Origin of the sequence: Pseudomonas sp. WC2401 (assembly GCF_041200115.1) — a bacterium.
Lineage (GTDB): Bacteria > Pseudomonadota > Gammaproteobacteria > Pseudomonadales > Pseudomonadaceae > Aquipseudomonas > Aquipseudomonas fragi.
The window spans coordinates 362,068-383,510 of sequence record NZ_CP165623.1; the positions used below are offsets into that span (position 1 = coordinate 362,068).

The window sequence follows — 21,443 nt, forward strand, 5'->3', positions numbered from 1 at the left end:
CGTCAAAGGATAGAATGATTCCCCAGACGTGTCGGATTAGTCTCTGTGTAGCGCAGGATTATCTAGTAGCCCGCGTTACAACGCATCTACTGTCAGCAAGTATTTCTCGTTAAAAACCCCTGTTTTCAGACGAAAACACGGTTTTTCAGGGTTTTAGGTTTGTAACAGAAATGTCACAGGGCCATCATTGGTCAAATGCACCTGCATATCGGCGCCAAAACGCCCCGATGCCACGGTTGGGTGCAACCGTTTTGCCTCGCCCAGCAAGTCATCGAACAACGCCTGGGCCAACGCCGGGGGCGCTGCTGTGGAGAAGCTGGGACGCAGGCCGTTTTTGGTGTCTGCCGCCAGGGTAAATTGCGAAACCAGCAGCAAGCCACCGCCGATATCGGCCAGTGACAGGTTCATTTTGCCTTCGCAATCACTGAATACCCGGTAGTTGAGCAGCTTGTGCAGCATCTTGGCCGCGCTGGCCTCGGTATCGCCGGGTTCGACGGCGACCAGCACCAGCAAGCCCTGATCGATCGAACCGACAATCTCCCCCGCTACCTCTACCCGTGCGCCACTGACGCGCTGCAACAGGCCCCTCATGCTTCGTCGGGCTGCAAGTTGAGCAGGCGCCGGGCCATTTGCTCGGTGGCGCGCACCAGGGCGTCGGTAATCCCGGGCTCGGTGGCCACATGACCGGCTTCGCGGATGATTTGCAGCTCACTGCCCGGCCAGGCCTGGTGCAGCTCCCAGGCGTTATCCAGCGGGCAGATCATGTCGTAGCGGCCATGCACGATCACGGCCGGCAGGTGGGCAATCTTGTGCATGTCCCGCAGCAGCTGATTGGGTTCAAGGAACGCGTTGTTCATAAAGTAGTGGCATTCAATACGGGCAATGGACAATGCCCGGTGCGGGTCGCAGAAGCGCTCGACCACCTGCGGGTTGGGCCGCAGGGTGGCGGCGCGACCTTCCCAGGTCGACCATGCCTTGGCCACATGCATCTGGGCAATCTGGTCGTTGCCCGTAAGGCGCTTGTGAAAGGCACTCATCAGGTCGTCACGCTCTTCCTCAGGGATCGGCGCGATATATTCCTGCCAGTAGTCGGGGAAAATCCGGCTGGCCCCTGCCTGATAGAACCATTCGATTTCCTGCGGCCGTGCCAGAAAGATCCCACGCAGAATCAGGCCATGCACTTGCTCTGGATGGCTTTGCGCGTACGCCAGAGACAGGGTCGAGCCCCACGAGCCGCCAAACAGCACCCATTTTTCGATGCCCAGAAACAGACGGATCCGCTCCATGTCGGCGACCAGGTCCCAGGTTGTATTGCTGTCCAGGCTGGCGTGGGGGGTAGAGCGCCCGCAACCGCGCTGATCGAAAGTGATGATGCGATACAGGCCCGGGTCGAAGTAGCAGCGGCTGTTGGCATCACAGCCCGAGCCCGGCCCGCCGTGGACAAACACCACCGGCAAGCCGTCTGGCGAACCGCTCTCGTCAACGTAAAGCACATGCGGGCCATCGACCGCCAGCTCATGCCGGGCGTAGGGTTTGATCTGCGGGAACAAGGTCTGCATTACGCACTCCAGGGAGGGGGTCGAAAGAGATTGCCGTCAGGCATCATAAACCCGATTGGAGGTGTTGAGCATGCCCTTATAAGTCCTGGGGGCAAGACCACTGAACCTGTGGGAGCGGGCTTGCCCGCGATAGTCGCGACACGGTGTATCTGTAGCCCCGCAGCGATCCAATCGCGAGCAAGCCCGCTCCCACAAGTACTGGGCCTTCTTCTCCCGGGCCATCAGGCGTAGCGTTCACGCCCCCACTCGATCACCCGCGCCAGCAATTGCCTGAGCACCACCCGGGTCGGTGCGGCGAGGTCTTCGCGGTAGTTGAACGGCTCGACCTCTTCCATATAAGTACATTGCGCCAGTTCCAGCTGCACAGCGTGGATGTTACCCACAGGGCTGCCGTAATGACGAGTGATATGGCCACCCTTGAAGCGCCCGTTCAGTACATGGCTGTAGGCCGGATGCCCGGAACAAATGGCTTCCAGGTCACGGGCCAGCGCAGGGTCGCAACTGGCGCCATTGAAGGTGCCCAGGTTGAAGTCCGGCAGGCGGCCGTCAAACAGATGAGGGATTTGCGAGCGAATGGAGTGCGCATCGAACAGCAGCGCATAGCCAAACTCGTCTTTCATGCGCTGGAGTTCCTGTTGCAGGGTCTGGTGATAAGGCTTCCAGATCTGTTCCAGGTACGTCGCACGCTCCTCTTTCGTAGGCACCTGCCCCTCACGAAACAATGGCACGCCCTCAAATAGCGTGGCCGGGAACAAGCCTGTGGTCGCGCCCACATACATCGGCGCATCGTCCTGCGGGCGATTGAGGTCAATTACAAAGCGCGAATACTCGGCCGCCAGGGTGCTGGCCCCCAGCTCACTGGCAAAGTCGTAAAGCTGCGGGATATGCCAGTCGGTGTCCGGCAGGCTTTGCGCCTCGGGGATCAGCCCGGCCTTGACCGCTGGCGTCAGTTTCAGACCGGCATGGGGCATGCTGATCAGCAATGGCACGCGGCCTTGTTTGAATGTCAGAACCTTGTCCACAAGCTTTCTCCTAAAGCGTTACGTCAACGCCGCTGCGCACAACGCGTTTGTCCAGATCACCGCCCAGCCAGTAGGCCAGGTCTGCAGGGCGATCAATGTTCCAGGCGACAAAGTCGGCCACCTTGCCAGGCTCAAGCGAGCCGTGGGTCTCGCCCATGCCCAATGCCATTGCCGCGTGCAGGGTGACCCCGGCCAGGGCTTCTTCGGGGGTCATGCGAAACAGAGTGCAGGCCATGTTCAGCATCAGGCGCAGCGACAAGCCCGGCGAGGTGCCCGGGTTGAGGTCGCTGGCGATGGCGATTTTTACCCCGTGCTTGCGCAGGGCTTCCATCGGCGGCAATTGCGTTTCACGCAAAAAGTAGAACGCGCCCGGCAAGAGTACGGCCACGGTGCCGGATTCGGCCATAGCAATGGCGTCTTCTTCAGTCATGAATTCCAGATGATCGGCCGACAGCGCCTGATAACGCGCCGCCAAGCTGGAGCCATGCAATGAAGACAGCTGCTCGGCGTGCAATTTGACCGGCAGGCCCAGTTGCTGCGCCACCTTGAACACCCGCTCCACCTGCTCAGGCGAAAATGCCAGGTATTCGCAGAAGGCATCCACGGCGTCCACCAGCCCTTCGGCCGCCAGCGCGGGCAGCATCTCGTTACAGATATGCTCGATATAGTCGTCGGCGCGATCCTTGTACTCCGGCGGCAAGGCATGGGCGGCCAGGCAGGTGCTGCGCACCGTCACCGGCAACTCTTCACCCAGGCGGCGGATCACCCGCAAAATCTTGCGCTCACTCTCAAGGCTCAAACCGTAACCGGATTTGATCTCGACACTGGTCACGCCATCGCGCAGCAAACACAGCAAGCGCTGACGGGCGCTGTCGAACAACTCGTCCTCGCTGGCCGCACGGGTCGCACGCACGGTGCTGGCAATACCGCCACCGGCGGCGGCGATTTCGGCATAGCTCACACCTTGCAAGCGTTGCTCGAATTCACCGCTGCGGTTGCCGCCAAATACCGTGTGCGTATGGCAATCGATCAGCCCCGGCGTGACCCACGCGCCTTCAAGGCCGTGGGTTTGCCCATATTCACCCGCCGGCAACTGCTGACGCGAACCAAGCCACTCAATGTAGCCGTCACGGGTGACGATGGCGGCATCCTCGATGATCGAGTACATGCCATTGGCCATTGTTGCGACATTGCAGTGTTGCCAAAGGGTTTTCATCGGGTCACTCCGTCAAAAATCAATCACTCAGGAAAGCTCGGGCGCCACTTCAATCGCCCGCCCTGCTGCCGGCTTTACCCACAACAGGTAAGCCACAACCAGCATGAGAATCCAGACCACGCCTACCATCAGCGCTGCCTGTGTCTCAGGGAAGTAACCCAGTACACCGAAGATAAACACCATGAACACAATGGCGGCAATCGGCGCATAGGGCCAGAACGGTACCGGGAACTTGAGTTCGGCCACTTGCTCGCGGGTCATGGAACGACGCATGGCCACCTGGGTGACCAGAATCATCAGCCACACCCATACTGTGGCAAAGGTGGCAATCGAGGCGATCACCAGGAAGATGTTTTCCGGGATCAGGTAGTTAAGCACCACACCCACCAGCAAGGTGGCGCCCATGACCAGCACGGTCATCCACGGCACACCGTGCCTGGAGATCTTGGCAAAGCCCTTGGGCGCCTGCCCTTGCTGGGCCAGGCCGTACATCATGCGGCCCGCGCCGAAAATGTCGCTGTTGATCGCCGACACTGCCGCCGAGATCACCACGATATTGAGGATGGTGGCCGCCGAGCTGATGCCCAGGCTGTCAAAAATCTGCACAAAGGGACTGCCCTGGCTGCCGATCTGGGTCCACGGGTAAATGGCCATCAACACAAACAGGGTCAGCACGTAAAACAGCAGAATGCGCAGCGGCACCGCGTTGATCGCCTTGGGGATCACACGCTGCGGGTCTTTGGCCTCACCGGCGGTAATACCGATGATCTCAATACCGCCAAAGGCAAACATCACCACGGCGAACGAGGCGATCAGACCGCCCACACCATTGGGCATAAAGCCGCCGAAGGACCACAGGTTGCTGATGCCGGTCGCCACCGCATCGGAGCTGCCCGAGGTGCCGATGCCAAACAGCATGATGCCGAAACCAGCCAGGATCATCGCGACGATGGCGGCGACCTTGAGCAGTGACAGCCAGAATTCCATTTCACCGAAGACCTTGACGCTGCACAGGTTCAGGCCGCCAATCAGCAGCACGATGCCCAGCACCCAGATCCAGCGCGCCACTTCCGGGAACCAGAAGCCCATGTAGATGCCGAACGCGGTGACATCGGCCAGACACACGATGATCATTTCGAAGGCATAGGTCCAGCCGAGGATAAAGCCCGACATGGGCCCCAGATAGGTGCTGGCGTAGTGCCCGAACGAGCCGGACACCGGGTTGTGCACGGCCATTTCGCCCAATGCACGCATGACCATGAAAACCGCCGCGCCACCAATCAGGTAAGCCAGCAAGACAGCAGGCCCAGCCATCTGAATGGCAGCGGCTGAACCATAAAATAGACCCGTCCCGATCGCTGAACCCAGCGCCATGAAACGGATGTGGCGAGCGGATAGCCCGCGCTTCAAACCTTGAGTGTGGTTTTGCATTTCGCGTCCTTGATTATTTTTGTCAGCGAAAACAGAGACGCAGAGAGCCCGTAGGCCCTCTGCGTTTTTTGGATTACAGGCTTGGCAGAGCGTGTGCAGGCAGCAGAGCGTTCAGGCAACGGGACGCCAGCAGTTGCATGGCGATTTCGATGTCCGGGGCGAAGAAGCGGTCTTTCTCATAGTGCGCGACCTTGCTGCGCAGGGTGGTACGGGCAATTTCCAGCTTGGCGGAGGTTTTCAGGCCATCGCGCAGGTCCAGGCCTTGGCACGCGGCCAGCCATTCGATGGCCAGAACACCGCGAACGTTTTCAGCCATTTCCCACAGACGCTTGCCAGCAGAAGGTGCCATCGAAACGTGGTCTTCCTGGTTGGCCGAAGTCGGAATGCTGTCGACGCTGTGCGGGTGCGCCAATGCCTTGTTCTCGCTGGCCAGGGCCGCAGCCGTCACCTGAGCGATCATAAAGCCGGAGTTCACACCGCCATTGGCCACCAGAAACGGCGGCAGTTGCGACATGTGCTTGTCCATCATCAACGAGATGCGACGCTCGCTCAGCGAACCGATTTCAGCAATCGCCAGGGCCATGTTGTCAGCTGCCATCGCCACCGGTTCGGCATGGAAGTTGCCGCCGGAGATCACGTCGCCCTGCTCGGCGAACACCAGCGGGTTATCCGATACTGCGTTGGCTTCAATGCCCAGCACCTCGGCGGCCTGGCGGAACTGGGTCAGGCAGGCGCCCATCACTTGTGGCTGGCAGCGCAGGGAGTACGGGTCTTGTACCTTGTCGCAGTTTTTGTGCGACTCGGACACTGCGCTGCTGGTGCCCAGCAGGTCGCGATAAATCGCGGCGGCGTCGATCTGGCCGCGTTGGCCGCGGGCCGCATGAATGCGCGGGTCGAACGGCGAGCGCGAACCCAGTACAGCTTCAACGGTCAGGCCGCCACAGGCCATCGCGGCGGCAAACAGGTCTTCGCCTTCAAACAGGCCGCGCAGGGCGTAGGCCGTCGATACTTGCGTACCGTTAAGCAGGGCCAGGCCTTCCTTGGCAGCCAGGGTCAGCGGCTCAAGACCGGCTTGCTTCAAGGCAGTGACGGCATCCAGCCACTCACCTTTGTAACGGGCCTTGCCTTCGCCCAGCAGCACCAGCGACATATGCGCCAACGGCGCCAAGTCGCCCGATGCACCCACCGAGCCTTTGAGCGGGATATGCGGGTAAACCTCGGCATTGATCAGGGCGATCAATGCATCGATAACCACGCGACGGATCCCGGAGAAACCACGGCTCAGGCTGTTGACCTTGAGCACCATGATCAGGCGCACCAGATCATCGCTGATTGGCTCGCCGATACCAGCTGCGTGGGAAAGCACCAGGGAACGCTGGAGGTTTTCCAGGTCTTCGCTGGCGATTTTGGTCGAAGCCAACAAGCCAAAACCTGTGTTGATGCCATAGGTGGTGCGGTTTTCGGCGAGGATCTGCTCAACGCACGCCACACTGGCATCGATCTGCGCAGAAGCGCTCTCGTCCAGGCTGAGGGTAACCGGCTGCTGATAAATGTCACGCAGCTGGGCAAGGCTCAGTTGGCCGGGGATCAGGTTTAACTCAAGCACGTTAATACTCCTTCACGCGTGTTACCGAAATTATAGAAATTGTTCGTAACCTTGTGGGAGCCGGGCTGGCCCGCGATGGCATCATCTCGGACTGCCTGAAGCACCGAGGCGTCTGCATCGCGAGCAAGCCCGCTCCCACAGGATTCGTGCCCGCAGGTCAGCCGTTGATCATCGGCAGGTTCAAGCCCTGCTCGTTGGCGCAGTCGATGGCGATGTCGTAACCGGCATCGGCATGGCGCATCACGCCGGTGGCCGGGTCGTTGTGCAGAACGCGGGCGATGCGCTCGGCCGCTTCGTCGGTACCGTCACACACGATCACCATCCCCGAATGCTGGGAGAAGCCCATGCCCACGCCGCCGCCGTGGTGCAGCGACACCCAGGTCGCGCCGCTGGCGGTGTTGAGCAGGGCATTGAGCAGTGGCCAGTCGGACACAGCATCCGAACCGTCCTGCATGGCTTCGGTTTCGCGGTTCGGGCTGGACACCGAGCCGGAGTCCAGGTGGTCGCGGCCGATCACGATCGGTGCTTTGAGCTCACCGCTGCGCACCATTTCGTTGAATGCCAGGCCCAGCTTGGCGCGCTGGCCCAGACCGACCCAGCAGATACGTGCCGGCAGACCCTGGAAGCTGATGCGCTCGCGGGCCATGTCCAGCCAGTTGTGCAGGTGGGCGTCGTCGGCGATCAGTTCCTTGACCTTGGCGTCGGTTTTGTAGATGTCTTCGGCATCGCCCGACAGCGCGACCCAGCGGAACGGCCCTACACCACGGCAGAACAACGGACGGATATAAGCAGGGACAAAACCCGGGAAGTCGAAGGCGTTTTCTACGCCAACTTCTTTAGCCATCTGACGGATGTTGTTGCCGTAGTCGAAGGTTGGAATGCCAGCCTTCTGGAAGGCCAGCATCGCTTCAACGTGCTCGCCCATCGAGGCCTTGGCGGCTTTGACCACAGCAGCCGGATCGGTCACGGCGCGGTCGCGGTACTGTTCCCAGGTCCAGCCTTTTGGCAGGTAGCCGTTCAATGGGTCGTGGGCGCTGGTCTGGTCGGTGACCATGTCCGGGCGCACGCCACGGCGGACCATTTCTGGCAGCAGTTCAGCAGCGTTGCCGCACAGGGCAATGGAAATTGCCTTGCCTTCAGCGGTGTATTTGGCGATACGGGCCAGCGCGTCATCCAGGTCCGCAGCTTGCTCGTCGACATAACGAGTGGCCAGGCGGAAATCGATACGGCTTTGCTGGCATTCGATGTTCAGCGAGCAGGCACCGGCCAGGGTTGCCGCCAACGGTTGTGCGCCGCCCATACCGCCCAGGCCAGCGGTCAGTACCCACTTGCCGACCAGGCTGCCGTTGTAGTGCTGGCGACCGGCCTCGACGAAGGTTTCGTAGGTGCCCTGGACGATGCCCTGGCTGCCGATATAGATCCAGCTGCCGGCGGTCATCTGGCCGTACATGGCCAGGCCCTTGGCATCCAGTTCGTTGAAATGCTCCCAAGTGGCCCAGTGCGGTACCAGGTTGGAGTTGGCGATCAGTACCCGCGGTGCGTTGCTGTGGGTTTTGAATACGCCAACCGGCTTGCCCGATTGCACCAGCAGGGTTTCGTCATCGTTGAGGTTGGTCAGGCTTTCGACGATCTTGTCGTAGCATTCCCAGTTGCGCGCAGCCCGGCCAATACCGCCATACACCACCAGCTCGGTCGGGTTCTCGGCCACTTGCGGGTCGAGGTTGTTCATCAGCATCCGCAGGGACGCTTCGGTCATCCAGCTTTTGGCTGTGAGCTGGGTGCCGCGGGCGGCGCGGATCTCACCATCACGGTGGCGGGTGAACTCGGCAGGCGATTTTGGGGTAGTTGAAGTCACGGGTAACTCCTCAGCGATGGTCGGATGCGTCGGGTGTGAGAAGAGGATCGACGCACACTTATGTACTTGTACATACAAGCATATGCAAGTTAGCGGCCAGCTTTTGAATTCAACCTGTAAAAACGCTGAAATGCCCGTAAACAAAGGGCCTCGGAGCGTAGAAAATTTTCAGGGCGGGAGCTGTGTGAAGCGCGAGGATGTTACGGAGGATGACCAATGCAACATTTTGGGGCGTTTGGTAACACGTTGTGGCTTTTAGACCTGTGGGAGCGGGATTGCTCGCGATGCAGACGATGCGGTCTTACAGATAAGCCGCAGTGATACCATCGCGAGCAAGCCCGCTCCCACATTCAGTAGCTCAGACCGCGCTTAACTCAATCACGCAGCACAGGCCTGTCAGGGTTATTTCCAGCAACTGGCGATTGCCGCTCAGTTGCAGGCAGTCATAGAGGCCCAGGTGTTCGTGGCAGGTGTTACCCAAGCCCACATGAACTTCGCCCGCACTGAACACCAGCACGGTATGCGCCGAACTGAACAGGCGTTGCGGGGTGGTTGCATCCAGCCATTGCAGGCGGGCCGTGTAACGCTGCGGGGCGTAGATCAGGTTGAAGTCGCGGATCGGCCCGTCAATCAGGCTGCAACTGACGGCACTTTCGCCCTTGAATGCAAAGGCATCGAACGGTCGCAATGCCCGCGTGCTCAGCCCATCAACCTGCAGGTGCATGCCCGCGCCCTGCAGCACGCTGATGATCCGCTGATAACCCTCAAAACGGGAAAAGCCGCCGGACTCGCCAATATCGGCAATCGACAGGCGCCAGCCAAAGCCTTCGAGGCCCTCGCCTGCGTCACGGGTGATTTCTTCAGTGCTGCCGCCGCCATTTTTCCAGGGCATGCGTGGGTAATCGGCGGCGCGCAAAACAACGGGCTGGCTCATTTATTGAAGCGTCCTTCGAGGCGATGACGGGAACCGGGATGGATCAGACGGGCAGCGGTAACCGGTTGACGGCCCGACCAGGTGCGGCGGCGAATCAGCAGGCACGGTTCGCCGGGCTCGATTTGCAGTAATTTGCACTCTTGGGGGTCCGCCAGGATCGCTTCCACCACATGCTCGCCTTCGGTCAGCGGTGCGACCTGAGACAAATAAGCGTAAGGCGTTTGCACGGTGAAATCCTGCTTGAGGTAGTCCGGCGCCACCTGTGCATTGACGAAACGGTCCTCGATTTGCACGGCAATTCCGTTTTCGTAATGCACGATCAATGAATGAAAGACCTTTTGCCCTTCACGCATATCGAGCACGGCGGCGCGTTCCGAGCCGGCCATTTCTTCACCCAGGCTGATCACCTTGCACGTGTGCGTATGCCCACGGGCGGCGATTTCATCGGCGATGTTGTTGACTTCAAACAGCGCGGATTGCGTCTTGGGCTCGGCCACAAACGTGCCGACACCCTGCATGCGCACCAGCAAGCCGTCGGCGGTCATTTCACGCAGCGCACGGTTGATGGTCATGCGGCTGAAACCCAGCTGGGTCACCAGTTCGCTTTCGGATGGCACGCGGTAATGCGGCGGCCAGTTTCCACTCTGGATTTGTTGAGTGATCATTTGCTTCACGCGGGCGTAAAGCGGGGCCGGGCTGTCGCCCATGTGGGCGGCCAGCGGGGACACGACAGGCGGAGTCGACACAGGCAATCCTTGTTCATGAGTAAAGGGCGTAGCTTGCCGGAGTTTACCGAGCAGGCAAACGTCTGTATATGTATATACAAATAACAAGCTTTGGGGTACCGAACCGATGTCCGTCTTCTTTGCCGAGCGCGCCCTGCTACCGACTGGCTGGTCTGCCAATGTCCGAATCGAGGTGGGTGCCGATGGTTGCCTGACACAAATTACAGCCAATTCCGATGCTCAAGGCGCCGAATATCTGTCAGGCCCTGTGCTGCCGGGCATGCCGAACCTGCACTCCCATGCCTTCCAGCGGGCGATGGCAGGCTTGGCCGAAGTGGCAGGCAACCCCAACGATAGTTTCTGGACGTGGCGCGATCTGATGTACCGGCTCGTCGGAAAAATCAGCCCCGAACAGCTCGGCGTTATTGCCCGCCAGTTATACATCGAAATGCTCAAGGCCGGTTACACCTCGGTGGCCGAATTCCATTATGTCCATCACGACCTGTCGGGCCAGCCCTATGCCAACTCGGCAGAGCTGGCGCTGCGCATTAGTGAAGCGGCGCGTTCGGCCGGTATCGGCCTGACCCTGCTGCCAGTGCTGTACAGCCACTCGGGCTTTGGCGGCCAGGCGCCCAATGAGGGCCAGCGGCGTTTTATCAACAGCACCGAGCAGTATCTGAAATTACAGCAACAGCTCAAGCCATTGCTCTCGCAACAGCCGGCGCAGGCCCTGGGGCTGTGCTTCCACTCGTTGCGCGCCGTCACGCCCGAACAGATCCACGAAGTGCTGCAGGCCAGCGACACGGCTTGCCCGGTGCATATCCATATCGCCGAGCAGCAAAAGGAAGTCGACGACTGCCTGAGTTGGAGCGGCAAGCGCCCGATCCAGTGGCTGTATGACAACGTCGAGGTCGATCAGCGCTGGTGCCTGGTGCATGCAACCCACGCCAATGCGCACGAAGTTCAACGGATGGCGCAGAGCAAGGCCGTTGCCGGGTTGTGCCTGACCACCGAAGCCAACCTGGGCGACGGTATTTTCCCGGCAGTGGATTACCTCGCTCAAGGCGGGCGCATGGGCATTGGCTCGGACAGCCATGTATCACTGAGCGTGGTCGAGGAACTGCGCTGGCTGGAGTACGGCCAACGTTTGCGAGACCAACGCCGCAACCGGATGTACCGCAGCGACCAGCCGATGGTCGGCCGCACGCTGTACGACGCAGCACTGGCGGGCGGCGCCCAGGCAATGGGGCAAGCGGTTGCCGGGCTGGCCGTGGGCCAGCGCGCCGACTGGCTGGTGCTCGACGGCAACGATCCGTACCTGGCCACCGCGCAGGACGACGCCATTCTCAACCGCTGGCTGTTTGCCGGCGGCGACCGCCAGGTGCGCGACGTAATGGCCAATGGCCAATGGGTGGTGCGCGACGGCCGCCATGCCGATGAGCAGGTCAGTAGCCGCGACTTTACCCGCGTGCTGCGCGAGTTGCTGGGGTAGGTGCATAACACCTTGTGGGAGCGGGCTTGCTCGCGATGGCAACGACGCGGTTTCTCTGTCAAACCACGGCGATCCAATCGCGAGCAAGCCCGCTCCCACACCCCCCACAGGTAGTTGGATTACAGCTCGTTCAGATGCTTCGCAGCCCAATCCCGGACTTCGGCATAGGGATAATTCTCCAATGCCGCAAACCCCGGAATGGCCCGCGCTTTCATTTTGGTGAACATCGGTACGCTGATCCCGCACAAAAACCGGGTCAGGCGTTCTGCCGGGGGATAACTACCCGTGTAGTCCTGATGCTTGTGGATAAAAGCGCCACAAAGGGTTTCAAAGTTTTTATCCACAAGCGGTGACAATGCGGGCGGTTCCGGCAAATAAGCGACCTGCCCTGCACACACCGAACAATGGCCACACTGCCGGGGTGCCTGCTCATCACCAAAATACTGCGCCAGCCGGTAGCTCAAACAGGTTTCGCTGGCAAACAGCGCCAGCATGGCGTGAATCCGTTCGATTTCGCCACGCTCGTGGGCCGTGAAGTAAGCGTGCAGTTCCTGACTTAACGCCGCTGCATCAAAATCCGCCACCAACAGGCTGTAAACCTCGGTCATCTGCTTGCTTTCAAGCTCGATCCAGCCCTTCTCCTGAAAATAATCCAGTGCCTTGACCACCCGATTGCGGTCGGCCTGATGCTGGCTGTACAGGGTATCGAAATTCACCGTGGCCCAGGTTCTAGCGCGGCTGGAAGTCTGGATGATGGCCGAGACAAACTGTTGGCGCTCACCCTCGAACTTGGCCAGCAGCACCTCGGGCTCGATCAGAAACTTGAAACGGTATTCGGCAAAGTAGGCATAGCGCGGCGCTATCAAACCGCGCAACTCCAGCTGCACCAGCAAGGTTTTAAGCGGCAGCTGACGGATATTGCTCTGATCGGATAATGGCAACAGCATGAATTCCCACTGCCCTTCAGGAATAGCCTCACGCAATTCATCGAGTACATAGCGAATACCTTGCAGCTCCGGCGTATCGCCGTACACAAAGTTTTCCAGCACATTGAGGCTGTCGCGATTGGCCAGCACCAAACAATCCGAAGGCTGGCCATCACGCCCGGCGCGGCCGATTTCCTGGCTGTAGTTTTCAATCGACTTGGGCAAGTCGAAATGCACCACATTGCGGATATCGCTTTTATCAATGCCCATCCCGAAGGCGATGGTGGCAACGATGCAGTTCAACTGCCCGCCCATGAACTGGCGCTGGATGCCCTCGCGCTGCTCATGGGGCAAACCGGCGTGGTAAGCGTTGGCGCTGATGCCGTGCTGGTTGAGGTGTTCGGCAATCTGCTCGGCGGTCCGTTGCAGCGTGACATAGACGATGCTCGGCTGGCCGATGCGCGCGCCCATCCACTGCACCAGGCGCTGGCGCTTGGCTGTACCGCTGACCGGCTCGACCCACAGGTTAAGATTGGCGCGATAGAAACCGGTAGTGATGACATCCGCCTCGGCAATGGCGAATTTGGCCTGCATATCCGCAATGACATTGGGCGTGGCAGTCGCCGTCAACAGCAAGGCCTGCGGGATATTGAACTGACGCTGGTAGTCGGGGAGCTTCAGATAGTCCGGGCGGAAGTTATGCCCCCACTCGGAAATACAGTGCGCTTCGTCCACCACCAGCAGGGAAATCGGTACTTGCTGCAAAAAGTTACGGAAGCGCTCGTTTTTCAGGCGCTCGACCGAGATCATCAGGATCTTCAATTCGCCCGCTTTGGCCCGGGCCATGACGTCGCTGGCGTCCTCACGGCTTTGCGCCGAATCGATGCTGGCCGCGGCAATGCCGTGGCGCTGCAAAAACGTCAGTTGGTCCTGCATAAGGGCCAATAGCGGCGAAACCACCAGCGTCAGGTGAGGCAGCAACAAAGCCGGGAGTTGATAACACAACGACTTGCCCGAGCCCGTGGGGAAAATCGCTGCCGCCGAACGCCCGGCCAAAACGGCACTGACCACCGCCTCTTGCCCGGCACGAAACTGTGGATAACCGAAAACCTGTTCCAGGGTGTTGTGCATCACTGTCACTCCATTGACCGCTGCAAAGCGCAGAACTTTAACGCGAGGTTTGCAGACGATCGAGAAAAGGCCGGGGGGCAAATTGAGAGGGGATGATACAGGGTCATGCCGCAAAGCCTTGAACAACCCTTTGTCTGAAGAAAACGCAAAATCTGGCAACAAACTGGCTTAGCCAGTAGTATTTATTGTGCATACGATAAATAGATGCGAATAACCTACGACATCATCAAGCGCAACAAGACGCTACTCGAGCGAGGCCTCGATTTCGCTGACGCAAAAACCGTATTTTCGGGTCATCACCTCACCGCTGAAGACTCTCGCCAAGATTACGGAGAAGTCCGACTAATCAGCATCGGTCTGTTAAAGGAACGCATGGTGGTTTTGGTCTGGACTCCGCGCGGCGCGGATCGCCGTATTATTTCCATGAGGAAAGCCAATGAGCGCGAACAAGCACTCTACGCACATCGACTGGGCTGACCCCGATGACGCGCCGGAGCTGACGGAAGCATTTTTTGAAGCTGCCGATGAATTCAAAGGCCCGCAGTTGATTAAACGTGGCAGGCCCAAGGCTGAAAAAGTACTGACACGTATCACTATCCGGCTTGCGCCAGAGGTTGTGGAGCAATTCAAGGCGTCCGGGCCAGGCTGGCAAACACGGATGAATTCAGCATTAGCCGATTGGCTGAAGACGCATTCGCCTGGAGAACTACCATGAAGTACTTTTCGGACCTCTGCCGATGAAACTCGCCGCCAACCTCCCCGACACCCCCACCCTGCGTGAACTGCTGCAGTTGCTGCACGAAGAGATCGGCTTGCCGGAACACAAAACCATCAGCCTCAAGACCGCGATCAATGCTGACCTGGGCTGCAATGGCGCAGATGCCCAGCACTTGATGGAGGCGCTGGAAGAGCGTTTTGGCCTGGAGTTGGCCGACTACGATGCTTATCGCTATTTCCAGCCCGCCGGCAATGACCCGCACCTCAAGCGCAAGGCCAAGGGTCGGGAGAGCAAAGTACCGTTGACCATCGGCATGCTCTACGCGGCGATCAGCAGCGGTCATTGGGATACGCAAAAACTGGAAGCCTAAGCGAGGCTGTCTGTGGGAGCGGGCTTGCTCGCGATGGCATCGCTGTGGTGAATCAGACAAACCGCAGCGTCTGCATCGCGAGCAAGCCCGCTCCCACAACAAGCCCCCCACAGGATGCCTACCCACAGAAAATTCCAGGCACAAAAAAGCCGCCCTTTCAGGCGGCTTTTTTGTGAATCAAAACACTGATCGATGGCTTACGCCTTCGGGCCAGCAGCCTTGATCGCGTCGCTGACGTCGAACTTCTTGAAGTTCTCGACGAACAGGCCGGCCAATGCCTTGGCAGCTTCGTCGTAGGCCGCTTTGTCAGCCCAGGTGTTACGCGGGTTGAGCAGGACAGTTTCAACGCCAGGTACGGCTTTAGGCACGTCCAGGTTGATGATGTCCAGGTGCTCGGTTTCAGCGCCGATCAGAGCACCGCTCTGGATCGCAGCAATCACCGCACGGGTAGTCGGGATGTTGAAACGCTTGCCAACGCCGTAGCCACCGCCGGTCCAGCCGGTGTTGACCAGGTACACCTTGGAGCCGAAGCCGCGGATGCGCTTGATCAGCAGCTCTGCGTATTCGCCAGCCGGACGCGGGAAGAACGGTGCGCCGAAGCAGGTGGAGAAGGTCGACTTGATGCCGCTGCCCGAACCCATTTCAGTCGAGCCCACCAGTGCGGTGTAGCCAGACAGGAAGTGGTAGGCCGCCTGCTCTTCGCTGAGGATTGACACCGGTGGCAGTACGCCAGTCAGGTCGCAGGTCAGGAAGATCACGGCGTTTGGCTCGCCGCCCAGGTTTTTCTCGGAACGCTTGGCAACGTGTTCCAGCGGGTAGGCAGCACGGCTGTTCTGGGTCAGGCTGACATCGGCATAGTCAGGGTGACCGGCAGCGTCGAGCACAACGTTTTCCAGCACCGCACCGTGCTTGATGGCTTTCCAGATAACCGGCTCGTTCTTCTCGGACAGGTCGATGCACTTGGCATAGCAACCGCCTTCGATGTTGAACACCACACCCTCGCCCCAGCCGTGTTCGTCGTCACCGATCAGGTAACGGCTTTCGTCGGCGGACAGGGTGGTTTTACCGGTGCCGGACAGACCGAAGAACAGGGTCACGTCGCCCTCTTCGCCGATGTTGGCAGCGCAGTGCATCGGCAGCACGTCAGCAGCAGGCAGCAGGAAGTTCTGTACCGAGAACATGGCTTTTTTCATTTCACCGGCGTAACGCATGCCGGCGATCAGCACTTTTTTCTGGGCGAAGTTGATGATCACGCAACCGTCAGAGTTGGTGCCATCACGCTCAGGAACGCACTCGAAGTTGGCCACGTTAAGCACTTGCCACTCATCACGACCAGCCGGGTTGTACTTGGCCGGGTTGATGAACAGGCAACGACCGAACAGGTTCTGCCAGGCAGTCTGAGTGGTCATTTTCACGGCCAGGTAGTGGTCTTCGGAAGCACCTACATGCACATGGGAAACGAAATGCTCTTGCGCGTTGTTGAACGCCTCGACGCGGTCCCACAGGGCATCAAACTTGTCGGCCGGGAACTTGCGGTTGATCGGGCCCCAGGCAATGGCAGCCTGAGTGGACGGTTCTTCAACAATGAAGCGGTCAGCCGGCGAACGGCCTGTACGGTGGCCAGTTTCGACAACCAGTGCGCCATTGTCGGCAAGCACGCCTTCACCACGGCTCAGGGCTTCTTTGACCAGATCGTCGATGCTCAGATCGGTGTACACGGCGTTATTAGCTTGCGTCATGAGGTTCCCCGTCGGCCATTGGCCGAGTGCGCCAAACGTTTTGTAGTAGAAAAATTTGCACTACTACCGCGAAAAAAGTGGGCCGGATTATGCCAGAAAACCCCAAAAAGAGTAGGCCCCACCTGTCAGAACCGCGCAAGAACGGGCTTTGACAGGTGTTTTACCTAGGCTGAAACGTTTTAGTGATGAGTGCCCGACGGGGATTCAACACCTGCGCCAGCGAACAATTGATCGACGTCAGCGGCATCAAACAGATAGCGCTCGTTGCAGAACTGGCAGTCGATTTCGATATGACCGCCATGCTCGGTCACCAGATTGAGCGCATCGGCGTGGCCCAGGCTGGTCAGGGCGTTACCCGAACGCTCACGGGAGCAGCTGCACTTGAATTCAATGGCCTGATGATCAAACAGGCGCACGGTTTCTTCGTGATACAAACGGTGCAGGATGGTCTCGTTGTCCAGCCCCAGCAGCTCTTCAGACTTGAGCGTATCGCCCAGCATCAGCAGGCGGTCCCAGCTGTCGACGCGCTCGTCTTCATCCTTGACCACGTCGGCAGGCAACTGCTGCAGGAACATGCCACGGGCGCGCTGGCCATCGGCAACCAGCCAGAAACGGGTCGGCACTTGCTCGGACATGACGAAATAGTTGGTGAAGCAGTCCGCCAGGGTCTCGCCGTTCAGGTCCACGATGCCCTGGTAGCGCTTGCCAACGGTAGGATCGATGGTAATGGCCAGTACGCCGTTGGGCAGCAGGTCGGCCAGCGTGGCATCCGGGGCAATGCTGGCCGCATCAAAACGGGCCAGGCCACGGATTTCTCGATCGCTGGTGCATTCGATCATCAGCAGCGGCACCGGGCCTTCGGAACGGGCCTGCAGGCTCAGCAAACCATCGATCTTCTGGTTGCCCACCAACAGCGCGGCCGCAGCCATCAGCTCGCCCAGCAATTGCTGAACCGGCTGTGGATAAGCGTGCTTGGCCAACACGTCAGCGTAGCTGTGCTCCAGCGAGGCCAGCTCGCCACGGGCGTCGCTGGTGTCGAACATAAAGCGTTGTGTGGCATCGGTTTTGAGTAAATCGGACATAAGAATAGAGTTCTGAATTGGTGACAAAATGTGTACGAGTCATTGAATGTCGTGCAGGTCTGATGACCCTATATGGCGCCATACCTGCGTGATTACAAGTTATGCAGCCACAGACTCGACGTACGGTTTACAGGCTTGGGCCGGCTCACTCGGCCCCACTGGCGTCATGAAACTGATGCAGTTGGCGCCGCTGCTTCTTGGTCGGCTTGCCATCGGTACTGATCCCCATAGCCCCGGATTTGCGTAGGGCGGCGGCGTTTTCACGCTTGGCGATGCTGTGTTCGGTTTCGGCGTAGAGCAATTGGGCTTCAGGGGCGCCACGGCGAACCACGGACAGTGCCTTGACTTCGACAGTGCGTTCTTCAAGGCCCACACGAATTTGCAGTTCATCGCCCAGGCGAGGCTCTTTGCTGGGCTTGCAGCGCTCACCCCGGCAATGCACCTTGCCGCTTTCAATCGCAGCCTTGGCCAATGCACGGGTCTTGTAAAAACGCGCAGCCCAGAGCCACTTGTCCAGGCGAACCTTGTCGTCCTCTTCCTGCTTTTGCGCCACTGGAATTCCTCTTCACTTAAATAGTCAGAACTGTACTACTGCTTGCAATGAACAACTGAAGCATTCGGCCCGATAGAATGCCTGCTTGCCGAGCAGCCTACACTCAGATAACTGTCGCCATTTGCCGGATATTCTGCGTGAATGCGCTTTGTACGCTGCCAAATCGGCATCGCCGATTGTTTTACCTGCAGGGTTCCTCCTGCGGCCTGAATACGTTAATCGCTGGTTACTTATATTGAAGACTTTTGATCACTTGACCGTTGTCGGTCTGCGCGAGTGGGTGGCGCTTCCCGATTTGGGAGTCGCCGGCCTGCGCGCGAAAATCGACACCGGTGCCAGTACCTCCAGCCTGCACGCCACCGAAATCGAGCCTTTTGTGCGCGATGGTGTCGAGTGGGTACGTTTCAATGCCCATCTGGGCACCCTGGTACAACTGCGTCACCGTCACTGTGAAGCCCCTTTGGTGGCGATTAAAACCATTAAAAGCTCCAATGGCCACACCCAGGTTCGCTATGTGATCCGCACCGGCCTGGCGCTGGGTGATCGGGTCTGGGAGGTGGAGTTCACGCTCGCCTGTCGCAAATCGATGCGTTATCGCTTGCTGCTGGGCTCAAAAGCCCTGATTGAGGGCCAGCTGGTCGTCAATCCAGAACACAAATACGTTCAAGACAAGCCGGTGTTTCCGGTCACTACTACCTCTGCCACAGGTGTTGCATGAAGATCGCTGTGCTGTCGCGTAACCCGCGTCTGTATTCCACTCGTCGTCTGGTTGAAGCCGGTACCGAACGAGGCCATGAAATGGTAGTGATCGATACCCTGCGCGCCTATATGAACATCGCCAGTCATAAGCCGCAGATCCACTATCGTGGCAAGCCGCTGGAAGGCTTCGATGCCGTGATCCCGCGCATCGGTGCCTCGGTCACGTTCTACGGCTGCGCGGTGCTGCGTCAATTCGAAATGATGGGGGTTTTCCCGCTCAACGAATCGGTGGCCATTGCCCGCTCGCGGGACAAATTACGTTCGCTGCAACTGCTGTCGCGCCGCGGCCTGGGGTTGCCGGTGACCGGTTTTGCCCACTCGCCGGATGATATCCCCGACCTGATCGAAATGGTCAACGGCGCGCCACTGGTGATCAAGGTGCTGGAAGGCACCCAGGGTATCGGCGTGGTGCTGTGTGAAACCGCCACTGCCGCCGAGTCGGTGATTGAGGCCTTTATGGGGCTCAAGCAAAACATCATGGTGCAGGAGTACATCAAGGAAGCGGGCGGCGCGGATATTCGCTGTTTCGTGGTCGGCGACAAGGTGATCGCGGCCATGAAGCGTCAGGCCAAGCCGGGCGAGTTCCGTTCCAACCTTCACCGTGGCGGTAGCGCCAGCCTGATCAAGATCACCCCCGAAGAGCGCATGACCGCCATTCGTGCAGCCAAGGTCATGGGCTTGAGTGTGGCGGGGGTTGATATCCTGCGTTCCAACCACGGCCCGCTGGTGCTGGAGGTCAACTCGTCGCCAGGCCTGGAAGGCATTGAGACCACCACCGGCAAGGATGTGGCCGGGATCATCATCCAGCATCTGGAAAAAAACAGTAGCCCGCATATGACGCGGACCAAGGGCAAAGGCTGACAGCACACCAACCCTTTAGCGAGCAGACTTGTTGTGGGAGCGGGCTTGCTCGCGATGCTGGCGCCGCGGTGTGTCTGACACACTGCAGCGATGCCATCGCGGGCAAGCCCGCTCCCACAGGGTCAAAAAAGCTATACCGCTCCTCTTGGCAGCATTAGCCCCAGCGGCAAACGTACACGGGCTTCCAGCCCACCGCCGCTGCGGTTGCGCAGCTCGACATTGCCGCCATGCATGGAGGCAATTCGCTTGACGATCGCCAGGCCCAGGCCCGTACCTTTACCGCCACGGGCACGGTCGCCGCGGATAAACGGGTTGAAGATGTCTTCCAGCTCCGCCGGATCAATCCCCGCCCCCCGGTCCATCACGCTCAGCACCACATACGGCGCGCTGACATCCCCCGACACATAAGCCGCAACCTCGACGTCTTCGCCAGCATGGTGCAAGGCATTACCAATCAAGTTATTGAGCAGACGCTTCATCGATACCCGCCGCAGCGCAAACGGCTGAATCGGCTGCAGGCGCAGGCGTACTTGCTCGCCGTTCTGGTTATAGGGCGCCACGACTTCGCGGATCAATTCACACAGGTCAACTTCTTCGACCGGCTCGTCACGACCATCGCGAATAAAGGCCAGGAACTGATCGAGGATCGCGTCCATGTCCTCGATATCACGCACCATATCGTCGGTCAGATCATTGTGGTTGCCCATCAGCTCCAGGGACAGGCGCAAGCGGGTCAGCGGGGTGCGCAGGTCATGGGACACGCCGGCCAGCATCAGCTCGCGCTCGCGGCCCGCCTGCTCGACGTCTTCAGCCATCTGGTTGAAGGCGCTGTACACCTCGGTCATTTCGCTGGGCGTATCACCAACCGGCAAGCGCACACTGCGCCCCTGCCCCAGCTGGCGGGCCGCATACACCAGACGCTTGAGCGGCTGGTTGAGCTGACTGACGAAAATCCAGGCCGATGCGGTGGATAACAGGCCAATGGCCAGGAACCAGCCCAGTACGTTCCAGATTTTCTGCCCACGCAGCGGGTGTGGATACAGCGGTACTTTCAGCCAGCCGTCGCCCAGGCTAGGGGCACGCACCCACAACGCCGGGGAGGTGTGCATGCGCAAACGCACTTCAGTATCCGGGCCAAGTTCGGCCTGCATCTGGCGCTGATAAATTTCGCTGTAGGGCCAGTGCTGCTCACCCTCGGGCACACCGCCGCCCACAACGCGCACCAGATCAACGGCATCGATGATCTTGTTGCGGTTTTCCTCATCGGCGGCCCAATAAGCGCGCAGGGTCAGTGCCACGCCGTGGCTGTACTGGCGATCGACCAGCACGTCCTCGTTCATGAGCAGGTAAACCAGCGTCAACGCCTTGGAAAACAGCACGACAATCAGGACAAGCCAGAGCGTGCGCGAGAAGAAACTTTGGGGGAACCAGACAGGGGTTTTCATAGACAGCCGCTTTTAGACT

20 protein-coding genes are annotated in these 21,443 nt (G+C 59.4%); 6 read left to right on the forward strand and 14 right to left on the reverse strand.

All coding sequences use genetic code 11. The features are described 5' to 3' along the window. Positions 1-153: 153 nt before the first annotated feature. From dtd to hutC, 9 genes are all read right to left on the reverse strand, one after another. Positions 154-591 carry a D-aminoacyl-tRNA deacylase gene (gene dtd / locus AB3G35_RS01490; RefSeq protein ID WP_134050851.1) on the reverse strand — a complete coding sequence of 146 codons (438 nt, stop codon included), beginning with the start codon at positions 589-591 and terminating at the stop codon, positions 154-156. Then, entirely contained in the window at positions 588-1,559 is a 972-nt protein-coding gene (gene pip / locus AB3G35_RS01495) for a prolyl aminopeptidase (protein ID WP_083369678.1), read from the reverse strand. The genes dtd and pip overlap by 4 nt, the downstream gene beginning before the upstream one ends. 221 nt (positions 1,560-1,780) lie before the next feature. Beyond that, positions 1,781-2,581 (reverse strand): N-formylglutamate deformylase, encoded by an 801-nt coding sequence (gene hutG, locus AB3G35_RS01500; protein WP_369782253.1) that lies wholly within the window; start codon positions 2,579-2,581, stop codon positions 1,781-1,783. 10 nt (positions 2,582-2,591) lie between these two features. Then, positions 2,592-3,797, reverse strand: coding sequence for an imidazolonepropionase (gene hutI / locus AB3G35_RS01505; RefSeq protein WP_016783154.1), 1,206 nt, complete (start codon positions 3,795-3,797; stop codon positions 2,592-2,594). Between the two features lie 27 nt (positions 3,798-3,824). Then, complete coding sequence (locus tag AB3G35_RS01510; RefSeq protein WP_016783153.1) at positions 3,825-5,228, reverse strand: amino acid permease; 1,404 nt, start codon at positions 5,226-5,228, stop codon at positions 3,825-3,827. Between the two features lie 73 nt (positions 5,229-5,301). Then, positions 5,302-6,834 (reverse strand): histidine ammonia-lyase, encoded by a 1,533-nt coding sequence (gene hutH / locus AB3G35_RS01515; RefSeq protein ID WP_086799275.1) that lies wholly within the window; start codon positions 6,832-6,834, stop codon positions 5,302-5,304. 157 nt (positions 6,835-6,991) lie between these two features. Continuing rightward, on the reverse strand, positions 6,992-8,689 hold the full coding sequence (gene hutU, locus AB3G35_RS01520) for a urocanate hydratase (RefSeq protein ID WP_369782254.1): 1,698 nt from the start codon (positions 8,687-8,689) through the stop codon (positions 6,992-6,994). 358 nt (positions 8,690-9,047) lie between these two features. Further along, the gene (locus tag AB3G35_RS01525) at positions 9,048-9,623 is read right to left on the reverse strand and encodes a HutD family protein (protein ID WP_086799277.1); all 576 of its coding nucleotides are present in this window, start codon (positions 9,621-9,623) and stop codon (positions 9,048-9,050) included. Next, on the reverse strand, positions 9,620-10,330 hold the full coding sequence (gene hutC / locus AB3G35_RS01530) for a histidine utilization repressor (protein WP_169845141.1): 711 nt from the start codon (positions 10,328-10,330) through the stop codon (positions 9,620-9,622). The genes AB3G35_RS01525 and hutC overlap by 4 nt, the downstream gene beginning before the upstream one ends. Before the next feature lie 145 nt (positions 10,331-10,475). On the opposite strand from hutC, the gene AB3G35_RS01535 reads away from it, so the two are divergent. Further along, positions 10,476-11,840 (forward strand): formimidoylglutamate deiminase, encoded by a 1,365-nt coding sequence (locus AB3G35_RS01535; protein WP_106115508.1) that lies wholly within the window; start codon positions 10,476-10,478, stop codon positions 11,838-11,840. Positions 11,841-11,959: 119 nt separating this feature from the next. Here the strand turns inward: AB3G35_RS01535 and AB3G35_RS01540 are convergent, their stop codons facing one another. Further along, positions 11,960-13,897 carry an ATP-dependent DNA helicase RecQ gene (locus AB3G35_RS01540; RefSeq protein ID WP_106115509.1) on the reverse strand — a complete coding sequence of 646 codons (1,938 nt, stop codon included), beginning with the start codon at positions 13,895-13,897 and terminating at the stop codon, positions 11,960-11,962. A 204-nt stretch (positions 13,898-14,101) separates the two neighbouring features. On the opposite strand from AB3G35_RS01540, the gene AB3G35_RS01545 reads away from it, so the two are divergent. From AB3G35_RS01545 to AB3G35_RS01555, 3 genes are read left to right on the forward strand one after another with little or no spacing between them, the layout of a single operon-like run. Beyond that, on the forward strand, positions 14,102-14,374 hold the full coding sequence (locus AB3G35_RS01545) for a BrnT family toxin (protein ID WP_016783146.1): 273 nt from the start codon (positions 14,102-14,104) through the stop codon (positions 14,372-14,374). Beyond that, positions 14,334-14,612 carry a BrnA antitoxin family protein gene (locus AB3G35_RS01550; RefSeq protein ID WP_029611686.1) on the forward strand — a complete coding sequence of 93 codons (279 nt, stop codon included), beginning with the start codon at positions 14,334-14,336 and terminating at the stop codon, positions 14,610-14,612. The genes AB3G35_RS01545 and AB3G35_RS01550 overlap by 41 nt, the downstream gene beginning before the upstream one ends. Positions 14,613-14,634: 22 nt before the next feature. Beyond that, on the forward strand, positions 14,635-14,985 hold the full coding sequence (locus AB3G35_RS01555) for a DUF1493 family protein (protein ID WP_106115512.1): 351 nt from the start codon (positions 14,635-14,637) through the stop codon (positions 14,983-14,985). A 197-nt stretch (positions 14,986-15,182) separates the two neighbouring features. Here AB3G35_RS01555 and AB3G35_RS01560 read toward each other — a convergent pair whose 3' ends face one another. From AB3G35_RS01560 to AB3G35_RS01570, 3 genes are all read right to left on the reverse strand, one after another. Continuing rightward, entirely contained in the window at positions 15,183-16,724 is a 1,542-nt protein-coding gene (locus AB3G35_RS01560; RefSeq protein WP_106115513.1) for a phosphoenolpyruvate carboxykinase, read from the reverse strand. A 179-nt stretch (positions 16,725-16,903) separates the two neighbouring features. Further along, entirely contained in the window at positions 16,904-17,806 is a 903-nt protein-coding gene (hslO, locus tag AB3G35_RS01565; protein ID WP_016783143.1) for an Hsp33 family molecular chaperone HslO, read from the reverse strand. Between the two features lie 145 nt (positions 17,807-17,951). Further along, on the reverse strand, positions 17,952-18,359 hold the full coding sequence (locus AB3G35_RS01570) for an RNA-binding S4 domain-containing protein (protein WP_016783142.1): 408 nt from the start codon (positions 18,357-18,359) through the stop codon (positions 17,952-17,954). A 235-nt stretch (positions 18,360-18,594) separates the two neighbouring features. Here AB3G35_RS01570 and AB3G35_RS01575 point away from each other — a divergent pair, with 235 nt between their 5' ends. Together AB3G35_RS01575 and rimK are read left to right on the forward strand one after the other, a co-directional pair. Then, positions 18,595-19,077 carry an ATP-dependent zinc protease gene (locus AB3G35_RS01575; RefSeq protein WP_016783141.1) on the forward strand — a complete coding sequence of 161 codons (483 nt, stop codon included), beginning with the start codon at positions 18,595-18,597 and terminating at the stop codon, positions 19,075-19,077. Beyond that, complete coding sequence (gene rimK, locus AB3G35_RS01580; RefSeq protein ID WP_016783140.1) at positions 19,074-19,979, forward strand: 30S ribosomal protein S6--L-glutamate ligase; 906 nt, start codon at positions 19,074-19,076, stop codon at positions 19,977-19,979. Before AB3G35_RS01575 ends, rimK begins: the two co-directional genes overlap by 4 nt. 131 nt (positions 19,980-20,110) lie before the next feature. Here the strand turns inward: rimK and AB3G35_RS01585 are convergent, their stop codons facing one another. After that, a complete protein-coding gene (locus AB3G35_RS01585) occupies positions 20,111-21,424 on the reverse strand; it encodes an ATP-binding protein (protein ID WP_016783139.1) in 1,314 nt (437 codons plus the stop codon). Between the last annotated feature and the right edge of the window lie 19 nt (positions 21,425-21,443).

What these genes read in the sequence shown, in the direction of transcription:
- dtd (WP_134050851.1), bottom strand. Translation starts at nt 591, where the DNA reads ATGAGGGGCCTGTTGCAGCGCGTCAGTGGCGCACGGGTAGAGGTAGCG.
- pip (WP_083369678.1), bottom strand. Translation starts at nt 1,559, where the DNA reads ATGCAGACCTTGTTCCCGCAGATCAAACCCTACGCCCGGCATGAGCTG.
- hutI (WP_016783154.1), bottom strand. Translation starts at nt 3,797, where the DNA reads ATGAAAACCCTTTGGCAACACTGCAATGTCGCAACAATGGCCAATGGC.
- AB3G35_RS01510 (WP_016783153.1), bottom strand. Translation starts at nt 5,228, where the DNA reads ATGCAAAACCACACTCAAGGTTTGAAGCGCGGGCTATCCGCTCGCCAC.
- AB3G35_RS01525 (WP_086799277.1), bottom strand. Translation starts at nt 9,623, where the DNA reads ATGAGCCAGCCCGTTGTTTTGCGCGCCGCCGATTACCCACGCATGCCC.
- hutC (WP_169845141.1), bottom strand. Translation starts at nt 10,330, where the DNA reads ATGGGCGACAGCCCGGCCCCGCTTTACGCCCGCGTGAAGCAAATGATC.
- AB3G35_RS01535 (WP_106115508.1), top strand. Translation starts at nt 10,476, where the DNA reads ATGTCCGTCTTCTTTGCCGAGCGCGCCCTGCTACCGACTGGCTGGTCT.
- AB3G35_RS01540 (WP_106115509.1), bottom strand. Translation starts at nt 13,897, where the DNA reads ATGCACAACACCCTGGAACAGGTTTTCGGTTATCCACAGTTTCGTGCC.
- AB3G35_RS01545 (WP_016783146.1), top strand. Translation starts at nt 14,102, where the DNA reads ATGCGAATAACCTACGACATCATCAAGCGCAACAAGACGCTACTCGAG.
- AB3G35_RS01550 (WP_029611686.1), top strand. Translation starts at nt 14,334, where the DNA reads ATGAGCGCGAACAAGCACTCTACGCACATCGACTGGGCTGACCCCGAT.
- AB3G35_RS01555 (WP_106115512.1), top strand. Translation starts at nt 14,635, where the DNA reads ATGAAACTCGCCGCCAACCTCCCCGACACCCCCACCCTGCGTGAACTG.
- AB3G35_RS01560 (WP_106115513.1), bottom strand. Translation starts at nt 16,724, where the DNA reads ATGACGCAAGCTAATAACGCCGTGTACACCGATCTGAGCATCGACGAT.
- hslO (WP_016783143.1), bottom strand. Translation starts at nt 17,806, where the DNA reads ATGTCCGATTTACTCAAAACCGATGCCACACAACGCTTTATGTTCGAC.
- rimK (WP_016783140.1), top strand. Translation starts at nt 19,074, where the DNA reads ATGAAGATCGCTGTGCTGTCGCGTAACCCGCGTCTGTATTCCACTCGT.
- AB3G35_RS01585 (WP_016783139.1), bottom strand. Translation starts at nt 21,424, where the DNA reads ATGAAAACCCCTGTCTGGTTCCCCCAAAGTTTCTTCTCGCGCACGCTC.